This is a genomic window from Mesorhizobium sp. (assembly GCF_004962245.1).
GTDB lineage: Bacteria > Pseudomonadota > Alphaproteobacteria > Rhizobiales > Rhizobiaceae > Mesorhizobium.
Genome location: NZ_SUHQ01000003.1, coordinates 67,201 through 85,137 on the forward strand (window position 1 = coordinate 67,201; position 17,937 = coordinate 85,137).

17 protein-coding genes are annotated in these 17,937 nt (G+C 63.5%); 6 read left to right on the plus strand and 11 right to left on the minus strand.

All coding sequences use genetic code 11. From position 1 onward, the window contains the following. Positions 1–28 precede the first annotated feature (28 nt). The 4 genes from E5X88_RS03940 to E5X88_RS03955 all read right to left on the minus strand — a co-directional run bounded on the left by E5X88_RS03940 (position 29) and on the right by E5X88_RS03955 (position 4,639). Entirely contained in the window at positions 29–1,318 is a 1,290-nt protein-coding gene (locus E5X88_RS03940; protein ID WP_292158463.1) for an O-antigen ligase family protein, read from the minus strand. Continuing rightward, a complete protein-coding gene (locus E5X88_RS03945; protein WP_292158465.1) occupies positions 1,315–2,850 on the minus strand; it encodes an undecaprenyl-phosphate glucose phosphotransferase in 1,536 nt (511 codons plus the stop codon). The genes E5X88_RS03940 and E5X88_RS03945 overlap by 4 nt, the downstream gene beginning before the upstream one ends. 89 nt (positions 2,851–2,939) lie before the next feature. Beyond that, complete coding sequence (locus E5X88_RS03950; RefSeq protein WP_292158468.1) at positions 2,940–4,070, minus strand: glycosyltransferase family 4 protein; 1,131 nt, start codon at positions 4,068–4,070, stop codon at positions 2,940–2,942. Between the two features lie 5 nt (positions 4,071–4,075). Then, positions 4,076–4,639, minus strand: a complete 564-nt coding sequence (locus E5X88_RS03955) for a polysaccharide biosynthesis/export family protein (protein ID WP_292158470.1) — start codon at positions 4,637–4,639, stop codon at positions 4,076–4,078. 362 nt (positions 4,640–5,001) lie between these two features. On the opposite strand from E5X88_RS03955, the gene E5X88_RS03960 reads away from it, so the two are divergent. Next, the gene (locus tag E5X88_RS03960; RefSeq protein ID WP_292158472.1) at positions 5,002–7,248 is read left to right on the plus strand and encodes an exopolysaccharide transport family protein; all 2,247 of its coding nucleotides are present in this window, start codon (positions 5,002–5,004) and stop codon (positions 7,246–7,248) included. 46 nt (positions 7,249–7,294) lie between these two features. On the opposite strand, the gene E5X88_RS03965 is transcribed toward E5X88_RS03960, so the two are convergent. Next, on the minus strand, positions 7,295–8,521 hold the full coding sequence (locus E5X88_RS03965) for a GNAT family N-acetyltransferase (RefSeq protein ID WP_292158474.1): 1,227 nt from the start codon (positions 8,519–8,521) through the stop codon (positions 7,295–7,297). A gap of 91 nt (positions 8,522–8,612) precedes the next feature. On the opposite strand from E5X88_RS03965, the gene E5X88_RS03970 reads away from it, so the two are divergent. Further along, a complete protein-coding gene (locus E5X88_RS03970) occupies positions 8,613–9,671 on the plus strand; it encodes a polysaccharide deacetylase family protein (protein ID WP_292158476.1) in 1,059 nt (352 codons plus the stop codon). 9 nt (positions 9,672–9,680) lie between these two features. Here the strand turns inward: E5X88_RS03970 and E5X88_RS03975 are convergent, their stop codons facing one another. Beyond that, positions 9,681–9,899 (minus strand): DUF2842 domain-containing protein, encoded by a 219-nt coding sequence (locus E5X88_RS03975; protein WP_292158478.1) that lies wholly within the window; start codon positions 9,897–9,899, stop codon positions 9,681–9,683. Between the two features lie 152 nt (positions 9,900–10,051). Here E5X88_RS03975 and E5X88_RS03980 point away from each other — a divergent pair, with 152 nt between their 5' ends. Next, a complete protein-coding gene (locus E5X88_RS03980) occupies positions 10,052–11,140 on the plus strand; it encodes a COX15/CtaA family protein (protein ID WP_292158480.1) in 1,089 nt (362 codons plus the stop codon). Here the strand turns inward: E5X88_RS03980 and E5X88_RS03985 are convergent. Genes E5X88_RS03985 through speB form a run of 3 tightly spaced genes read right to left on the minus strand, consistent with a single transcriptional unit; the run spans position 11,130 to position 13,940 of the window. Further along, entirely contained in the window at positions 11,130–11,969 is an 840-nt protein-coding gene (locus E5X88_RS03985; RefSeq protein WP_292158482.1) for an aminoglycoside phosphotransferase family protein, read from the minus strand. The genes E5X88_RS03980 and E5X88_RS03985 overlap by 11 nt on opposite strands. Next, positions 11,970–12,902: an N-acetyl-gamma-glutamyl-phosphate reductase gene (argC, locus tag E5X88_RS03990; protein WP_292158485.1), complete on the minus strand. Its 933-nt coding sequence runs from the start codon at positions 12,900–12,902 to the stop codon at positions 11,970–11,972. Between the two features lie 30 nt (positions 12,903–12,932). Then, positions 12,933–13,940: an agmatinase gene (gene speB, locus E5X88_RS03995; protein ID WP_292158487.1), complete on the minus strand. Its 1,008-nt coding sequence runs from the start codon at positions 13,938–13,940 to the stop codon at positions 12,933–12,935. A gap of 123 nt (positions 13,941–14,063) precedes the next feature. Here speB and E5X88_RS04000 point away from each other — a divergent pair, with 123 nt between their 5' ends. Both E5X88_RS04000 and E5X88_RS04005 read left to right on the plus strand, forming a co-directional pair. Continuing rightward, positions 14,064–14,255 carry a hypothetical protein gene (locus tag E5X88_RS04000; protein WP_292158489.1) on the plus strand — a complete coding sequence of 64 codons (192 nt, stop codon included), beginning with the start codon at positions 14,064–14,066 and terminating at the stop codon, positions 14,253–14,255. Between the two features lie 115 nt (positions 14,256–14,370). After that, positions 14,371–15,420, plus strand: a complete 1,050-nt coding sequence (locus E5X88_RS04005) for a glycerophosphodiester phosphodiesterase family protein (RefSeq protein ID WP_292158492.1) — start codon at positions 14,371–14,373, stop codon at positions 15,418–15,420. A 51-nt stretch (positions 15,421–15,471) separates the two neighbouring features. On the opposite strand, the gene E5X88_RS04010 is transcribed toward E5X88_RS04005, so the two are convergent. Next, complete coding sequence (locus E5X88_RS04010; protein ID WP_292158494.1) at positions 15,472–16,344, minus strand: aldo/keto reductase family oxidoreductase; 873 nt, start codon at positions 16,342–16,344, stop codon at positions 15,472–15,474. A gap of 93 nt (positions 16,345–16,437) precedes the next feature. On the opposite strand from E5X88_RS04010, the gene E5X88_RS04015 reads away from it, so the two are divergent. Beyond that, positions 16,438–17,346 (plus strand): LysR family transcriptional regulator, encoded by a 909-nt coding sequence (locus tag E5X88_RS04015; RefSeq protein WP_292158496.1) that lies wholly within the window; start codon positions 16,438–16,440, stop codon positions 17,344–17,346. A 107-nt stretch (positions 17,347–17,453) separates the two neighbouring features. On the opposite strand, the gene rpsI is transcribed toward E5X88_RS04015, so the two are convergent. Then, positions 17,454–17,936 carry a 30S ribosomal protein S9 gene (gene rpsI / locus E5X88_RS04020; RefSeq protein WP_292158498.1) on the minus strand — a complete coding sequence of 161 codons (483 nt, stop codon included), beginning with the start codon at positions 17,934–17,936 and terminating at the stop codon, positions 17,454–17,456. Between the last annotated feature and the right edge of the window lies 1 nt (position 17,937).

Below are 17,937 nucleotides of genomic sequence, written 5' to 3' on the forward strand. Positions count from 1 at the left end.
GCGATGTATCGTGATAACCCGGTTCCGGTCAACCGAATTCGGCGGCTTTTCTTCCAGATGGAATCGCAGCCGCCGGCATGGGCTGCGCCGCCGGCCGCAACTGCCGCTGATGGCGGTATTCGAGCGCGATGGCGCCCCAGATCAGTCCGAGCAGCAGATAGACATGGCGCCAGTGGTCGATGTCGATGAAGGTGCCCAGCCCGATATTGCCGATGAAGGCGACATAGGCGCACAGAAGATAGGGCTGCCACGGCCTGTCGCGCAGGAGAATGCGGAAACCAGCTGCTATCGTCCAGCAGGTCAGCGTCAGGAACGACACGAAGCCGAGCCAGCCATAGTCCATCAGCATCTTCAGCCAGATGTCGTGCGTGTCCTCGCCGAAGATCGTGCCGAAGACGAGCGGACCGATGCCGAGCGGATGCTCCAGCGCCATCTGGAAACCGATCGTATAGCGGGCGAAGCGGCCGAGGCGGGCCGTGTCATAGCTCTGCTCCAGCTGGGCGCGGCTGGAAAACATCTCCGAAACGCCCGGAAGCTGCAGGATGACAAGCATTGCGATGACCAGCAGCGAGACGGCAGCGATGGTCATGACGACGACGCGCAGCCGGAACTTGCCGCTGGCGCTCTGCAGGAACAGGGAGCCGGTGAGCAGGATTGCCGCAACGCCGAACATACCCCAGGCGCCACGCGAGAACGAGAAGAAGATGCCGGCCGTGATGATCAGCAGCGGCACCGCCAGCAACGGCATGCGTGAGACGGGGCCTGTCAGCAGGAGATAGAGCAGGTAGATGCCGGGCAGCACCAGGAACGGTCCGAACACGTTCGGATCCTGGAAGGCGCCGGCGGCGCGGTCGTATTTGGTGAAGATCTCCGCCCCCGGGAAGGCATGGAAATAGCCTGCTATGCCGAGCAGCGAGGTCAGCACCGCCGACATCACATAGGCCAGGAAGATCAGCCGGTAGAGATTGGGCTGGACTGATGTCACCGAGGCGAAGAACACCGCGGTGAAGGCAAGGAACAGCGACACGGAGAGATAGAGCGGGGTGCTGGCAATATCCGACATCTGGGTCATCGCGATCATGCCGCCGATGTTCATGATCACCAGCAGCACCAGCAGCGGTGCTGCCGCGCGCGATATGCGCAGGCCGAACAAGGCCCACACTGCCATCAGCCCGGCCATGTAGAGGTCGTATGGCGCCGGCTCGTCGATGACAAAACCGGACAGGAAGACGCCGAGGAAAACCGCGCCCGACGCAATCAGCGCGATCAGCTTGGCGTTGACCGCGGCCGGCGGCAGTTCACGCGTGACGGCGCTCAATAGGCATTTTCCGTGTTGAGCAGCCGGATCGGTGTCAGGAGCAGGATCCTCAGATCGAACAGCAGCGACCAGTTCTCGATATAGTAGAGGTCGTACTCCGTTCGCATGCGGATCTTCTCGTTGGTGTCCATCTCGCCGCGCCAGCCATTGATCTGCGCCCAGCCGGTGACGCCGGGCTTGACCTTGTGGCGTGCGAAATAGCCGTCGACCACCTCATTGTAGAGGAGGTTATGCGACTGGGCGGCAATGGCGTGCGGGCGCGGGCCGACCAGCGACAGCGAACCGAAAAGCGAATTGAAGAACTGCGGCAATTCGTCGATCGAGGTCTTGCGGATGAAGCGGCCGACTCGGGTGACGCGCGGGTCGTTCTTGGTTACCGTCTGCTTGGCCGTCGGGTCTGCCTTGTCCGTGTACATCGAACGGAACTTGTAGACCTCGATGATCTCGTTGTTGAAGCCATGCCGCTTCTGGTGGAACAGCACCGGTCCCTTGCTGTCGAGCTTGATGGCGATTGCGGTCACCAGCATGACCGGCGAGAACACGATGATGCCGATGATCGAGAAGACGATGTCGAAGGCGCGCTTGGCGACCGAATCCCAGTCGTTGATCGGTTTGTCGAAGATATCGAGCATCGGCACGGAGCCGATGTAGGAATAGGAGCGCGGCCGGAACTGCAGCGCGTTCGAATGCGCCGAGAGCCGGATATCGACCGGCAGCACCCACAGCTTCTTCAAAAGCTGCAGGACGCGCGATTCGGCGGTCAGTGGCAGCGACACGATCAGCATGTCGATGCGGGCGATTCGGGCGAACTCGATGAGCTCGGAAACGGTGCCGAGCTTCGGATAGCCGGCGACGATAGGTGGCGAGCGCTTGTCGCCGCGGTCGTCGAAGATGCCGCAGATGCGGATGTCGTTGTAGGGCTGCTTTTCGACGGAGCGTATCAGGACTTCCGCCGCCGTGCCGCCGCCGACGATGACGGCGCGGCGCTCCATGCGCCCGTCGCGCGCCCAGCGCTGGATCAGCTTGGACATCATGAGCCTGAGACCGAAGATCAGCACGAAACCGACGACGAACCAGGTGCCGAAAAGCAGGCGCGAGTAATCCTCCGACATCTTCATGATGAATGCCGTGAGCGCCATCAAGGCAAAGGTGCCGGCCCAGACCAGCAAGAGACGGCCGAAACTGGCGATCGGCCGCAGCAGCGAAACGATCTGGTAGCAGTCGGTGACGTCGAACAGCACCACGGCGAGGAACGAGGCGGCGGCGATCGTCAGCGGATATTGCCAGGCGAGATGGTTGAAGAAGCCGACATAATGGAAATAGAGGCTGAGACCGGACAGGAACAACAGCGCGAATTCGACCATGCGCAAGACGCCGCTGACCATGATCGGCGACATGGTATCGCGCCGGTACTGCGTCGCGACCTGACGGGCGACGTCATTCATGCCGCCGGACGTCGGGCTCTCGGCAGGACCGTCGAATTTGCGCACCGCGTCTATCGAAAAGCGGCGCGCGGGGTCGATTTCGTTCATGATGTATCCGCAAAGCTTCCCTCAGGTGAGTAGCAAAAGAGAGCTAAGAAACCCTTGAAACAACTGGTGGCTTTGGAGAAGCTTTGGGGTTAGCGCTTGAGCGCGGCGAAATAGGCCGTCTCGATCGCGCCGGCCATCACGTCGGCGCCGAATCGTGCCTTGAGGTCGATGGTATCGGGCATCAGCTTGCCGTAGCCCTTGAGGTCGGCCAGCGCCGCGCTCATCTTGTCGCCGAGTTCGCGCGGATCGGGCCGGATCAGCGCGGGAGAACCGATGCCTAGGATTTCGGGTATGCCGCCGACCGCGGTGGCGATCATCGATTTGCCGGCGGCGAGCGTCTCCAGCACGATATAGGGCATGGCTTCCGCGCGCGAGGGGACGACGACCAGTTCGGCCAGCGCGAAGGCTTCGCGCGCCGGCATCGGCGGCAGGAAGCGCATATGGCCTTCGAGCCCGAGCCGCTTCACTTGTGCATGGTAGCGCGGCAGGTCGTCGCCGTCTCCGACCATCACCGCTTTCAACGGGCGGCCAAGCCGCGTTCCGGCAAGGACCAGCGCGTCGATGAAGATGTCCGGTCCCTTGAGGTCGCGCATCATGCCGATATAGAGGACATCGGCCGCATTCTGCTCGACCCGCACCGGCTCGAACTCGGCGGCGCGCAGGCCGTTGTAGACAAGGTTGTTCGGGATGGGCGGTTCGCCGATCTTCCTGCGATATGTCTGCCTCTCATAATCGGAGACAAACAGAAGATAGTCGGTGAAACACGCCATGAACCGTTCGAGCGCGAAGAACAGCTTCCCCATGGCGGTCGTCTCGTCATAGTGAAGAGAGCCGCCATGAGGCGAATAAAGGCGGGCTACGCGAGACCTTGATACCCGCAACAATGAGCCGAACAGGCGGGCATAGGCGCCACCCTTGGCGCCGTGCCCGTGGAGCACGTCCGGCCGCAATTCCTTGATGATCCCAAAGGTGCGCCAGGCCGAGGCGAGGTCGCCCGGCCCGACATGTCGCTGCATCGGCGTGCGATGGATGCCGAGCGCCATTCTGCCTTTCATCTGTTCGAACAGGTGTTCCTCGAAGTCGCCTCCCGTCGTCGAATCGCAGACGATGCCGACGGAATGCCCGGCGGCGACCTGCGCCTCGGTCAGGTCGCGCACGTGACGAAAAATCCCTCCGACAGGTGAGCGAAAGCAGTGGACGATCCTGAGTGTGTCCGCCACGTGGTCTAGAACAGGCGTTCGCGAACGTAGATCGTGTCGCCGGGTAGAAGCGGGTCGGAGGTGGGCACGCGACCGGTCATGACCTTGCCGTTGATGTCGCGGGTGATGTCGACGCTTTCCTGGTTGGCGCGCGGGCTGAACCCGCCAGCGATCGCAATCGCCTTTTGCACGGTCAGGCCGGGAACATAGGAGTATTGGCCAGCGGCACCGACTTCGCCCATGATGAAGATCGGTCGGTACCGGTCGATCTCGACCGAAACGTCCGGGTCGCGCAGGTAACCCTGGCGCAATTTGTCGGCGATCTCGCCTTCGAGTTGCTGGGCGGTGTGGCCGCGCGCCGGCACGGCGCCGACGAGCGGGATGGACAGGTAGCCGGATTGGTCGACGCTGTAGATGTTGGTCAATCCTTCCTGCTCGAACACGGTGACGCGGACCCGGTCGCCGGCGCCGAGGCGATAGGGCTGGTCGAGCGTTTTATGAAAGGCTGCCGGCGCCGGCCGGTAGCTGGAGCAGCCGGCAAGCAACGACACGGCGAGCAGCGCGCGGAAGAGGGAAGCAGTGCTTTTCATGACCGGACACGTACCTTCGACTGGCCGCCGTTACACCGCGGCAAACGCTGAGGGATCGAGGTCCGTTATCATCCCGTTAGGGTTAATGGCCGGTAAAGGCACGCTGCCGAAGTGGCGGCAATGGACAAAAGATGGCCGGTTCTGGTGCTTTTGTTGCCACCTTGCGAATAAACCCTAACGGATGCTTACCGCGATATTAACGGCTGAGTTACCATAGTTGTTTACGGTGCAACCTGACCAATGCATGCCGCCCAAAAGTGCATAGCGGTTTTGGGACAACGACATGCAGGAAAACAAGAACTTAAAGCGCGTCGCATGAATCTGTTCAAACGCGACGCGCTTTAAGTACCGGAGCAGGATGCATGTCCGTTCAATCCGCGGCCGCAGATGTCGACGTCGATCTCAGGCAACTCTTCGCAAGCCTTGCGAGGAACTGGCTTCGCATTCTTGTCGTCGCGCTGGTGATAACCGGCCTGGCGTTAGCGCTCGCCTGGCTCGCCACGCCGCATTACAAGGCCGAAACACGGCTTTTGATCGAAACGCGTGAGTCGGTTTACACGCGCCCCGACGGCACCAACGACAACGATAAGCCGATTCTGGATGAGGAAGGCGTGACCAGTCAGGTCGAGGTCATTTCCTCGACCGATATCCTCAAGCAGGTGGCGCAGAAGCTCAATTTGTCGCGGCTTCCCGAGTTCGACGAGACGGCTGACATGCCGATGTTGAGCCGTCTGCTGGTCATCGCCGGCCTGAAAAGCGACCCCAACGAGATCCCGCCGGAAGAACGCGTGCTGAAGACGATGCGCGAGAAGCTCAACGTCTACCGCGTTGAAAAGTCTCGCGTTATCGTCATCGAATTCTCCTCGGAAAATCCCAGGCTCGCCGCCGAAATTCCGAACGCCATCGCCGACGCCTACATCTCCGTCCAGGGCAATGCCAAGACCGAATCGAATTCCGCCGCAACCGACTGGCTGGCGCCTGAGATCGCCGACCTGTCGAAGCGGGTAAAAGATGCCGAGGCCAAGGTGGCAAGCTATCGCGCCCAGTCCGATCTCCTGATGGGCGGCAACAATTCGGTGCTCGCCACGCAACAGCTGTCCGAACTGTCGAGCGAACTGTCGCGGGTGCGCGCCAATCGCGCCTCGGCGGAAGCGACTGCCGACAGCGTGCGCAGGGCGCTGCAAAATGGCGGCTCGCTGGATGCGGTGCCGGAGGTGCTGTCTTCCGATCTCATCCAGCGCCTGCGCGAGCGGCAGGTCGAGCTCAAGACCAACATCGCCGATCTTTCGACCTCCTTGCTCGACAACCATCCGCGCATCCGGGCGCTGAAGTCGCAGCTTGTCGATCTCGATCGCCAGATCCGCAACGAGGCGGAGAAGATCATGAAGGGGCTGATGACGCAGGCGCAGACCGCCCAGGCCCGCGAGAACCAGCTTGTCGCCGACGTCAACACGCTCAAGGCCGCATCGGCGCGCGCCGGCGACCAGCAGGTCGAACTGGACGCGCTGCAGCGCGAGGCGACCGCTCAGCGCCAGCTGCTCGAATCTTACCTGACCCGCTACCGTGAAGCGTCCTCGCGCAAGGACAGCAACTATCTGCCGGTCGACGCTCGTGTCTTTTCCCGCGCGGTGGCGCCGTCGGAGCCCTATTTCCCGAAGATCCTGCCGATTACCGGTGCGGCCTTCGTTGGCTCGTTGCTGCTCATGGCGATCGTGACGCTTCTGCAAGAACTGTTTTCGGGTCGCGCCATGCGGCCGGCCGCCGGCGCCCGCTTCGAGCGGATCGAACAGGTCGCGATGCCGGTCGTCCGCCAGGAACCTGCCGTCTTCCAGGAGACGGGGGAGCGTCAGGCTGAACCGGAGGCGGAACCCTACACCGCCGCGAGAGCCTATGGTGCCGCGGCGCCTGATACGGTCGCGACGGCCGAAGAGCCGAGCCCCCAAGAGTCGACTCCCGAAGAGCCGACAGAAGAGCGGGAGGTCGCCGAGCCAGAACCGGCGCGTGCCACCCTGGGCGAGATCGACATCGAGAATGCCGCTGAAAAACTGATCGCCAGTGGTGCCGCACGCGCCATATTTGTCTCGCCGGAAGGCGATGAGGCTGCCGCCTCGGCGGTCCTGGTGGCGCGCGAGGCCTCGGACGCCGGCCTGCGTGTGCTGTTGCTCGATCTTACCGCCTCCGGAGCTGCCTCGCGGCCGATGCTGGACAGCAGGCTTTTCCCGGGCATTACCAATCTGCTCGCCTCCGAAGCGGTGTTCAGCGACGTGATCCATCCCGATCTCTATTCGGACTGCCACGTCATTCCCGTCGGCACCGCCGATCCGGTCCGCGCCATGCGCGCCGCCGACCGGCTGCCGATCATCATGCAATCGTTGACCACCGCCTACGATCTGGTCGTGGTCGAATGCGGACCCACCGACGCGCAAGGCATCAGCCGCCTGGTGGGCGAGGGCACCGAGGTCTTCCTGTCGATGCTGGAGCCGGACGACGAGGTGGCGCAGGCCGCGATCGAGCTGATCGAGAGCGGCTATCCCGACCTGACACTGGTGACGCCGATCGGCCATCAGACGCCAGGGACGCCGGTGCCCGGGCGGCGCTCCGCCGCCTGAGACGGCTCGACAATTCTCTCAGAGGTCCCGGAATCCCGACAACCCGTCAGCTGTCGTCTTCGCCCGCGGCAGGTGTTGCCTGTCCGGCCGTCTTGCGGCGCAGCATCTTGGTCAGCTTCCAGATTGTCGGGCTGTTCTTGATGAAGGCTTTCAGGCGCGCGCCTTGGCGCAGGACAAGCGCCAGCGCGCGGCCCTTCATCGTCAGCGGAATCAGGAGCTCGAAATGCTGGGTCTCGATATCGCACCACAGCCGTTTGTAGGGTTCGTCGCCGACCGAGAAATCATAGACATCGAACCCCCTCTCGCACGCCTCCTGGATGTTGTCGAAGAACAGGAAGTCGCCGGGGCTGGTATGGGTGAGATCGTCCTCGGCGATCGCCCCGAACTCGCAGATCAGCCGCTTGCCGCAACGGCTCGATCCGGTAACGGCACGAAGCTTGCCCGCGACCTCGAGCCCATGCAGCAAAAAGGGCGGCTTGTCGTCGGAAAGCGCTTCGACGAACAACGCGCGGAAGAAAGCACGAACCTCCGGCTCGCCGAAGACATTGGCGATGCCCATTTTGCGGAAGCGGAATTCCTTCATCTCGAAAAACGCATCGAGCAGTCGGTTGACCTCGTCCGCCGTCCGGGCCTCGATGCGGCGATGGCTGCCGACGGCCTCGAACTTGCGCGTCTGCGAGCGGTGCTTCTTGCGCTTGCGCTTGCCGCTCGCGCGCGACAGCAGCGCATCGAAGCCTCCCGCCAAGTCGACGGCCAGCGACAGATTGGGGCTCGGAAAATGCGGAAGCGAGGCAAGCGGATTGGCGATGCCGTCGAGATCGGGCAGCAGCCGTTCCAGTGCGACGAGGTCGATGTCCGGCCGCGCCTTGGCGATCACCGCCAGGGTCGAGCGGATCGCCGCACCATCCGCCTTGGTCAGCCAAAGCGGGTCGGCGGCGGCGAAATTGCCGTTGGCATGGCGGCCGCCCATGAAACGGGCGACGCGGAACGGACCACTGCGGGTGACTTCCAGCACCAGCGAAAAAACCGGCCGGCCTTCGGCGTTCAGTGTCGCCAAAACGGCGTCCGCTTCGGCATGTCTGGCCCAGTTCAGGATCCAGGCCGGGCTCTGTGCGGGCGCGAACAGCGCCGAACGACAGAACTCGGCATAGGCTGCAAATGCCGCGCCGTCGGCGACCGAGACCGACAGGCCCGCGTGACCCGCAGGCAACGCGCGTGGCGCCTCCATGGCTTCGAGCTGATTGCCGTCAAATGACACGATGGCGTCAACCATACCTCAATCCTTTAGGGCGTATTCACCGCGATTGGGGGCTCGCCTAGGCGCATTCCATGCTTGAATGAGCCTAGGCGCAAAAGGTGAATGAATGATCGACGGGGGCGAGGCAATCCGGAAACTGGCGCTCAACGTCGTCCGCTATACCGGCCTTGCCCCGCTGGCAAAGCCGTTTGTCGGCGGCATCGGCGCCATCCTGATGCTGCACCGGGTCACCGCCACGCCGGAAAAACCCGATAGCGTCAACCGGCATCTCACCATCGCGCCTGAGTTCCTTGACGCTGTGATCGCCGACATGAAGGCGAACGGCTATGCATTCGTCACGCTGGACGAGGCGATCGAGCGCGTCAAGGCCGGCGGCAAGGGCGGTCAGTTCGCGGCGATCACCGCCGACGACGCATACCGCGATAACATGACCGAGGCGCTACCGGTGCTGGAAAAGCACGGCGCGCCGGTCACCATCTATGTCGCTCCGGGGCTGATAAACGGCGCCGCCGATCTCTGGTGGGAGGCGGTCGAGGACATCGTCAACGCGCGCGATGAGTTGACCCTGCCGACGCCGCAAGGCCGCATCAAGATCGACTGCTCGACCCCGGGCAAGAAACTCCAGGCCATTGCGCGCCTGCAGGCTTATCTGACGCTGGAGGTCCGCGAGGAGGACCAGCGGGCGGCGCTGCGTGAATTGGCACGGTCGAACGGTATCGAGTTGGACGGGCCGCGCCAGAGCACGCTGATGAACTGGGACGAGATCCGCGCCATGGCCGGGCATCCGCTGGTGACGATCGGCGCCCATACGGTCAACCATCGCAATCTGAAGCGGCTTTCCGAAGCCGATGCACGTCACGAGGTCGACGACGTCAGGCGCATGTTGCAGGCGGAACTCGGCGAGGAGCCGCGCCATTTCGCCTACCCCTATGGCTATGCCAGCGCCGTCGGCGGCCGCGAAGTCGGCTTTGCCCGCGACGCCGGCTATGCCTCGGCGGTGACGACACGCCACGGCGTGCTGCGCGCCGAACACGCCGGCTTCCTGCATGCGCTGCCGCGCATTTCGGTCAACGGCCGCTATCAGAGCGTTGCCTATATCCGCACGATGCTGTCGGGTGTGACGACGCCGCTGGCCAACGCCGGCAAGATGGTCGTCACCATTTGACGGCGAGCCTCAGTCCTTCGGCCGCGGGGGCTCCAGGATCAGCCATTTGATGATGCCCATGGCCGGCAGCACCCAGAGCATGCCGCTGAGAAGGAAGAACAGGAAATGCGTCCACGGTCCCGATTCCGCCAGTTGCGCAACCGCCACGACCGATGCGACCAGCGCATAGACGATGACCAGCGCCACCAGCAGGAACGTTCCGATCAGCTTCTTCAGGCGAATGGGCATTTCGCGATCTCGTTGATTGCTACCGCTTAGGCCCAACGGAAGAGGCACGCAACCCGCCAGATGCGGCGCGACGGCGTGCCGCGCTGGCCGGTCTTGCCAGTTGGGTTGCGATGGTTCACCAATCCGCGACACCAACCCGCCGGGACGAACCCATGGCTGCCATATCCGCTGCGCCTTATCTGGCCCGCGACCGCGACCTTCACAACCGGGCGCTGGTGCGCGGCTGGCTCTACGTCGTGCTTCTGGTGCTGGTTGCGCTGGTGCTGGTCGGCGGCGCTACCAGGCTCACCGAGTCCGGCCTGTCGATCACTGAATGGAAGCCGATCCACGGCATCGTCCCGCCGCTCAACGATGCCGAGTGGCAGGAGGAGTTCCAGCGCTACCAGCAGATCCCGCAATACGCCGAGCTCAACGAGGGCATGAGCATCGAAGCGTTCAAGTCGATCTTCTGGTGGGAATGGGTGCACCGGATCCTGGCGCGCGGTATCGGCGTGGTTTTTGCCTTGCCGTTGGTGTTTTTCTGGGCGACGCGCCGCATCGAACGCGGGCTTGGCCCAAAGCTGGTCGGTATCCTCGTTCTCGGCGGCCTGCAGGGCGCGATCGGCTGGTGGATGGTCGCGTCGGGGCTGGTCGACCGGGTCTCCGTCAGCCAGTACCGGCTGGCTATGCATCTGACGCTGGCCGCGCTGATCTTCACCGCGATCATGGTGGTCGCGCGAGGGCTGGCTCCCCATTCCGAGCCCGCCGCCGATCGTTCGACGCAGCGTGTGGCGGGCTTTCTGGTGCTGTTAGCGCTGATCCAGATCTATCTCGGCGGGCTGGTCGCCGGACTCGATGCCGGCCTGAGCTACAACACCTGGCCGCTGATGGACGGCAAGCTCATCCCCGGCGATCTGATGGTGCTCGAGCCGGCATGGCGCAACTTTTTCGAGAGCCCGAAGACGGTTCAGTTCATCCACCGGCTCGGCGCCTACATCATCTTCGTCACCGCACTTTGGCACATGATCGCGACACACCGCCACCAGCCCCAGACAACGCATGCGCGCCGCGCGACGTTGCTGTTTCTGCTGGTGCTGGTGCAGGCCGTGATCGGCATCGGCACGCTGCTGATGCACGTGCCGCTGCACATGGCGCTGACGCATCAGGCGTTCGCGCTTGTCCTGCTGGGTTTTGCCGCGGCGCATTGGCGGGCTACCCGAGGCCCGTATCCGCTGCCCAACGAGATCGCCGTCAGAGACTGAACCGCACCGTCCGGATCGCCATGGCGACGGATAATTCGCGGCTTTCCTCGACCGCGTTGGCATCCTCGTGATGCCATGAAGCCGACAGGCAGCCATAGGCGATGGCGTGATCCAGAATGGCGGACGGCGTCTGGCGGAGCGTCTTGGCGAAGATCTCGGCCATGTGGGCAATCCGCGGCGGATCACGGCAAAGGTCGTCGCGGTCGAGCGGATTGTAGAACATGTTCGCCGCATCGAAGCCGGGATCGCCGAGAACGCCCTTCGGGTCGATCGCCAGCCAGCCGCGCGGTCCGTGCATGATGTTGTCGTGATGCAGGTCGCCATGCAGCGGCAGCACGTCGACAGGATCGGCCAACAACCGTTCCGCTGTCGCAGCCGCTTCGACATAGAGGCTCTTTTCGCCGGCGTCGCAATCGGTCTTCGCCTTCTTGAACAGGCTGGAAAACCGTGCCCGCAGCGGCTGAAGATCAGATGGGGCAGGGTGCTTCGACGGCGAAAACAGCTTTGCCATCACCTCGGCCGCGATCTCGGTCGACGCAGTGTCGCCATGTTCGGCAAGGTCGTGCGACAGCATCCTGTCGCCGGCGTATTCGAGCAGCATGCGATTGCCGTCGCGGCCAAGCAGGCGGACGGCACCTTCGCCGCGCCGCCAGGCGAGAAAATGCTCGCCGCGCAGATCGTCTTCGACGTCATCGAAAGGTTTGAGCGCCTTGACGATCGCCGGCGAGCCGTCGTCGCGAAAAACCTTCCAGATGCGGCTGCTGAAGGTCTCTGCAATCAGTTCTGGCGCGCTGACTTTCCAGCGTTTTGGAAATGCCGGGACGTTCATTCAGGGCTTGAGGCCGAGCATCAAATCCATGTTCTGTACGGCCGCCCCCGAGGCGCCCTTGCCGAGATTGTCGTAGACGGCGAGCAGCAGCGCCTGGGCTCTGTCGTCATTGGCGAAGACATAGACCTTCATCCGGTTGGTGCCGTTGTAGATTTCGGGATCGATCTCCGGCACGCGCTCCAGATGCGCATAGGGCGCCACTTCGACCACGCCGCCCTCGATGGCGGCGAAATGGTCGGCAATCGCCGCATGAAGCTCGGCGCCGGTCGGCACATAGTCGAGGCCGCCGAGTTGCAGCGGCACCACCGTGATCATGCCTTGCGCGAAATTGCCGACCGCCGGCTGCATGATCGGATCATGCGACAGCTTCGCATAGGTCCTGAGCTCCGGCACATGCTTGTGCTGCAGGGTCAGCCCGTAGGGCAGGAATTCCGGCGCATCCTCGCCCTTGGCGACATAGTCCTCGATCATTGGGCGGCCGCCGCCCGAATAGCCCGAAATGCCGTTGACGGTGACTGGAAAATCCGGCGGCAACAGCCCAGCCGCCACCAGCGGCCTGAGCGTCGCGATCGGACCTTGCGGCCAGCAGCCCGGATTGGCGACGCGCTTCGCGTTGGCGATTGCCTTCGCCTGGTGCTTGTCCATTTCGGCAAAGCCATATTCCCAGCCTTCGGCCACGCGATGCGCGGTCGAGGCGTCGATGACCTTGGTGGTGTCGCTGGTGATCAGCGAAACGCTCTCTTTCGCGGCTGCGTCCGGCAGGCACAGGATCGCGATATCGGCAGCGTTGAGGAATTCCGCTCTAGCTGCCGTTTCCTTGCGGCGCTCAGTCGGAATGGAGATGATCTCCACGTCGCTGCGGTCGGCAAGCAGCGTCCTGATCTGGAGACCGGTGGTTCCGTGTTCGCCGTCGATGAAGATTTTCGGTTTCATTGGCTGCCTGAATTCCCTGGTATTTCAAATCTATATGCCGCTTGCCTGATTCAATCCGGCAGCACTGTGATTGCCGTTGTTCAGCTCTTCGAGCCGGGCCTTTCGTTCCGCCAGAAGCCCGAGATAGTGCATGGCCACCATCGAGCCGGCAATTGCCGTTATATCGGCGTGATCGTAGGCGGGTGCAACCTCGACGACGTCGGCGCCGACGATGTCGATCTGGGTAAGCTGGCGCAGCACCGACAGGATTCTTGCCGAAGACGGCCCGCCGGCGACCGGTGTACCGGTGCCGGGCGCGAAAGCGGGGTCCAGGCAATCGATGTCGAAGGTGAGATAAGTCTTCCTGCCGCCGGTGCGGTCGACGATGGCATAGGCGATGTCCGACGCTCGCATCTCCTCCACTTCGTGGCCGTAGATGATCTTGATGCCAAACGTGTCAGGCGCATGGGTGCGGATGCCGATCTGGATCGAACGGTCGGGGTCGATTATGCCCTCCTTGACCGCGCGGCCGACAAAGGAGCCGTGATCGATGCGCTTGCCGTCGTCCGGCCAGGTGTCCTGGTGGGCGTCGAACTGCACCAGGGCCAGCGGCCCATGAATGGCGGCATGCGCCTTGAGCAGCGGCCAGGTGACGAAATGGTCGCCGCCGAGCGACAGCAGGAAGGCGCCTGACTTCAGGATTCTTGCCGCTTCGCGCTCGATCGTCCCGGGCGTCTTCTGGTGATTGCCGCTGTCGAGCAGACAATCGCCATAGTCGACCACGGCGAGATGTTCGAACAGATCGCGCGAAAACGGATATTGCGGATCGTTGTCGAGGATGGTCGACGCACGGCGAATCGCCTGCGGCCCGAAGCGCGCACCCGGACGGTTGGTGACCGCGGCGTCGAACGGGATGCCCCAGACCACCGCATCCGCGCCCTTCACGTCCTTCGTGTATTTGCGTCGCATGAACGACAGCGCGCCGGCATAGGTCGGCTCGAAGGAAGCGCCCGTCTTGGAGCGGGCGGTGAAGGCGTGGTCGATGTTCCTATTCGGCATGAAGCGATCTCCTGTGCGTCGACGCGCAACCTTATTGGACATAATTCTCAGAAATGCGACCCCTTCCGAGGAGCATGGCCATTCGGGCCCGGTCACAAATTCTTGCTTGCCGGGCGAGCCCGCATGGCGGGCCCGGCAATTGCGCAGATAAGCACGAATACAACCGAAAGTAGCCAGCCGCCCCGCGAGCGGGGCCAGGTGTCGGCCGGGGAGCGGAACAGATATGGGCGCCAGGTCGGCCACATCGACCGCTACAGCGGCATCAATTTCGGCAATCTGATTGCCGGCAACCTGCCGATTGCCTTTATCGTGTGAGGTTCAGAAATGGCCGCAGTGACCTGACTTTCCGGCGTTTACGAAGCCGGCTTCGTTCACTGGGCTGTCACGTGCGTCGCTTAACCGGGTGTCGATCCGGTACGGAGCGATTCTCATGCGAACGACCTGGCTGAGCCTTCTGCTTTCCGCCGCGCTGACGGTTTCCCTTGGCCATGCATCGGCAGGTGAAACACGCGCCGGACAGATTCTCGACCGTTTCGAGCATGCCAACCAGTGGCGCGACCATGTGATGGTGGTGGCACACCGCGCCGGCAGCATGCAGGCCGGCAAGACGCTCTATGCGGAGAACTCGATCGCCGCCGTCGAGGCATCGATCGTGCTTGGTGCCGAAATCGTCGAGGTCGACGTCAGGCGGTCGAAGGACGGCCAGTACGTCGTCATGCATGACAGCTGGCTCGACCGCACGACGAATTGCAAGGGCGAGGTGATCAAGCGCACGCTGGCCGAACTCAAGACCTGCAGGCTTGTGATCGAAGGTACCGGCGCCGTCACCGATGAGCCGGTTTCGACACTGCGCGAGATGCTGATGGCGACCAAAGACAGGATTCTCGTCAACATCGACAACAAGCTCGACGTCGATAGCCTGGCCGGCATGATTGCGGTCGCCCGCGACCTCGGCATGGCCGAACAGGTGATCGTCAAGGAGAATCTATGGAATCCTGAGAGGATTGCCGCGGTAAAAGCCGCCATGAGCGCGATCGGCAGCGGTTTCCAGTTCATGCCGATCATCGCCGACGATGCGGTGCGCGACGCCGGTTTCGCCGAGAAAGTCGGCGGAGCCTTTTCGGCGCCCGCGATCGAATTGATCAACTGGCGGGCCGGGGCGGAGACGCTGACCGAGACCGGCGGGCCGCTGTTCAGCCCCCGCATGCGCGCGGCGGCGATAAGGGGCGACTGGCACATCTGGGCCAACACCTATGCCATCGTCAACAAGCCGGGCGGCTTCATCGCCGGCGGTCGCGGCGACGAACTGGCGGTGCTCGCCAGTCTACCGCGCGAGACCTATGGCTTCTGGGCCGAGCGAGGCGCCACCATCATCCAGACCGACGAGCCGAAATTGGCCATCGACTGGCTGGCGGCGAACGGCTATCGCGTGCCTTATCCTGATGAGGCGCGGCCGGCGAACACCGCAAGCATCAACTAGATGCGGTTTCCAGCGGGCGTGGGGATGCCCGCTACCTCGAATGTTGCGCCGTCAGGCGGCCATCGCCATGCCGTCCAGTTCCCTGACGGCGTCCTCCGGCAGATCGAGTTCGACTGCGGCGAGGTTCTCCCTGAGATGCGCGACGGACGAGGTGCCGGGGATAAGCAGGATATTGGGCGCGCGGCGAAGCAGCCAAGCCAGCGCGACCTGCATGGGCGTGGCGCCGAGGCGCAGAGCGACGCCGGATAGGGTGGACGACTGTAGCGGGTTGAAGCCGCCGAGCGGAAAGAACGGCACGTAGGCGATGCCGTCACGCGCAAGTTCGTCGATCAGGGCATCGTCGCTCCTGTGCGCCAGATTGTATTGGTTCTGCACGCAAACGATCTCGATGATCCGCCGTGCTTCTTTTATCTGCGCCGACGTGGCGTTGCTCAGCCCGATATGACGCACCAGGCCTTTTTGCTGCAGCTCGGCCAGCGCGGCGAGCTGTTCTTCGATCGACCCTTCGGCGGGGCCATGCACGTCGAACATGATCCTGAAGTTGACCACGTCCAGCACGTCGAGGCCGAGATTGCGCAGATTATCGTGCACCGCCTGGGTCAGCTCTTCGGGAGAGAAGGCCGGAAGCCAGGAGCCATCGACGCCGCGGCGGGCGCCGATCTTGGTGACGATGGTGAGGTCGTCGGAATAGGGCGCGAGCGCTTCACGGATGACCTGGTTGGTAACGTGCGGGCCGTAGAAGTCGCTGGTGTCGATGTGGTTCACCCCCTGCGCAACGGCTTCGCGCAGCACGGCCAAGGCTGCGTCGCGATCCTTGGGCGGGCCGAAGACGCCTGGTCCCGCGAGCTGCATAGCGCCGTAGCCGAGCCGCTTCACGGTGCGGTCGCCGAGAGTGAATGTGCCGGACTGGTCGATGCTGGACATGATCTTTCTCCTGAATGATGGGGAAGAAATAGACGCTGTCCGCTGTCCCGATAACCCGCTACTATCTGCACAGGTTGTGCAGGATAGCGAACAGTGAGTATCGAACTGGGTGATCTCAACGCCTTCCTGGCGGTGGCGCGTGCCGGTGGTTTTCGCGGGGGTGCGCGCGCAAGCGGCGGGAGTGCATCAGGTTTGAGCGAAGCCGTCCGCCGCCTCGAGACGCAGCTCGGTGTCAGGCTGCTCAACCGGACGACGCGCAGTGTCTCTCCGACCGAAGCGGGTGCGAGCTTGCTGGTCCGGCTCGGCCCAGCGTTGACCGAAGTCGAGGCAGCACTTGACGTGGTGAACGGCTTCCGCGATCGGCCGGCAGGTACGTTGCGCCTCAACGTGCCGGTCAGCGCGGCGCGGCTCGTCCTCCCCAGCATCGTCCCGAGGTTTCTCGCCGCCTATCCCGGCATCCGGCTGGAGGTGATCGCCGAGGAGAGCTTTGTCGATGTACTGGCGGAAGGGTGCGACGCTGGCATCCGCTACGACGAGCGGCTGGAGCAGGACATGATCGCGGTGCCGATCGGACCGCGCGTGCAACGCTTCGCCACCGCCGCCAGCCCTGCTTACCTCGATCGCCATGGCCGGCCTCAACATCCGCGCGACCTGCTCGGCCACGCCTGCCTGCGCGGCCGCTTCTCTGGCCGTACGCCACCGCCGTGGGAATTTGAGCGCGACGGCGAGGTTGTGCTGATCGATCCGACGGGGCCGCTTCTTGTGACCCTCGGCGGCGCGGCCGATCTCGCCGTCGATGCGGCCATCGCGGGCACCGGGATCGTCTGCCTGTTCGAAGACTGGCTTCGCCCTCACTTCGAGAGCGGTGCGCTCGAACCCATCCTCGAACCCTGGTGGCAGAGCTTCTCGGGACCGTTCCTCTATTATCCCGGCCGGCGCCTCGTGCCGGCGCCGTTGCGCGCGTTTATCGACTTCATCAAGATACCGGCCGATCACGCCTGATGCCTGTGTGAAGTCGCCAAAAGAAAAAGGCCGCCCGGAGGCGGCCTTTTCGATTGTGGGGAACTCGCAAACGCGTAGCGCTTCGAGAACTTGGCCCCAAGCGCTGTTTAGCGCTTGGAAAACTGGAAGCTGCGGCGGGCCTTCGCCTTGCCGTACTTCTTGCGTTCGACGACGCGGCTGTCGCGGGTCAGGAAGCCGCCCTTCTTGAGCACGGCGCGCAGCTCCGGCTCGTAGTAGGTCAGCGCCTTGGAGATGCCGTGGCGCACGGCACCGGCCTGGCCGGAAAGGCCGCCGCCGATGACCGTGGCGACGATGTCGTACTGGCCGGCGCGGTTGGTGGCGATGATCGGCTGGTTGAGGATCATCTGCAGGACCGGACGCGCGAAATATTCGGCGAACACCTTGTCGTTGACGACGATCTTGCCGGAACCGGGCTTCACCCAGACGCGGGCGATGGCGTTCTTGCGCTTGCCGGTGGCATAGGCGCGGCCCGACTTGTCGAGCTTCTGGACATGGACGGGTGCAGCCGGCTGCGCGTTGGTGTTGCCGGTGGCAGTTCCGAGTTCTGCGAGCGAGGAAAGCTCAGCCATT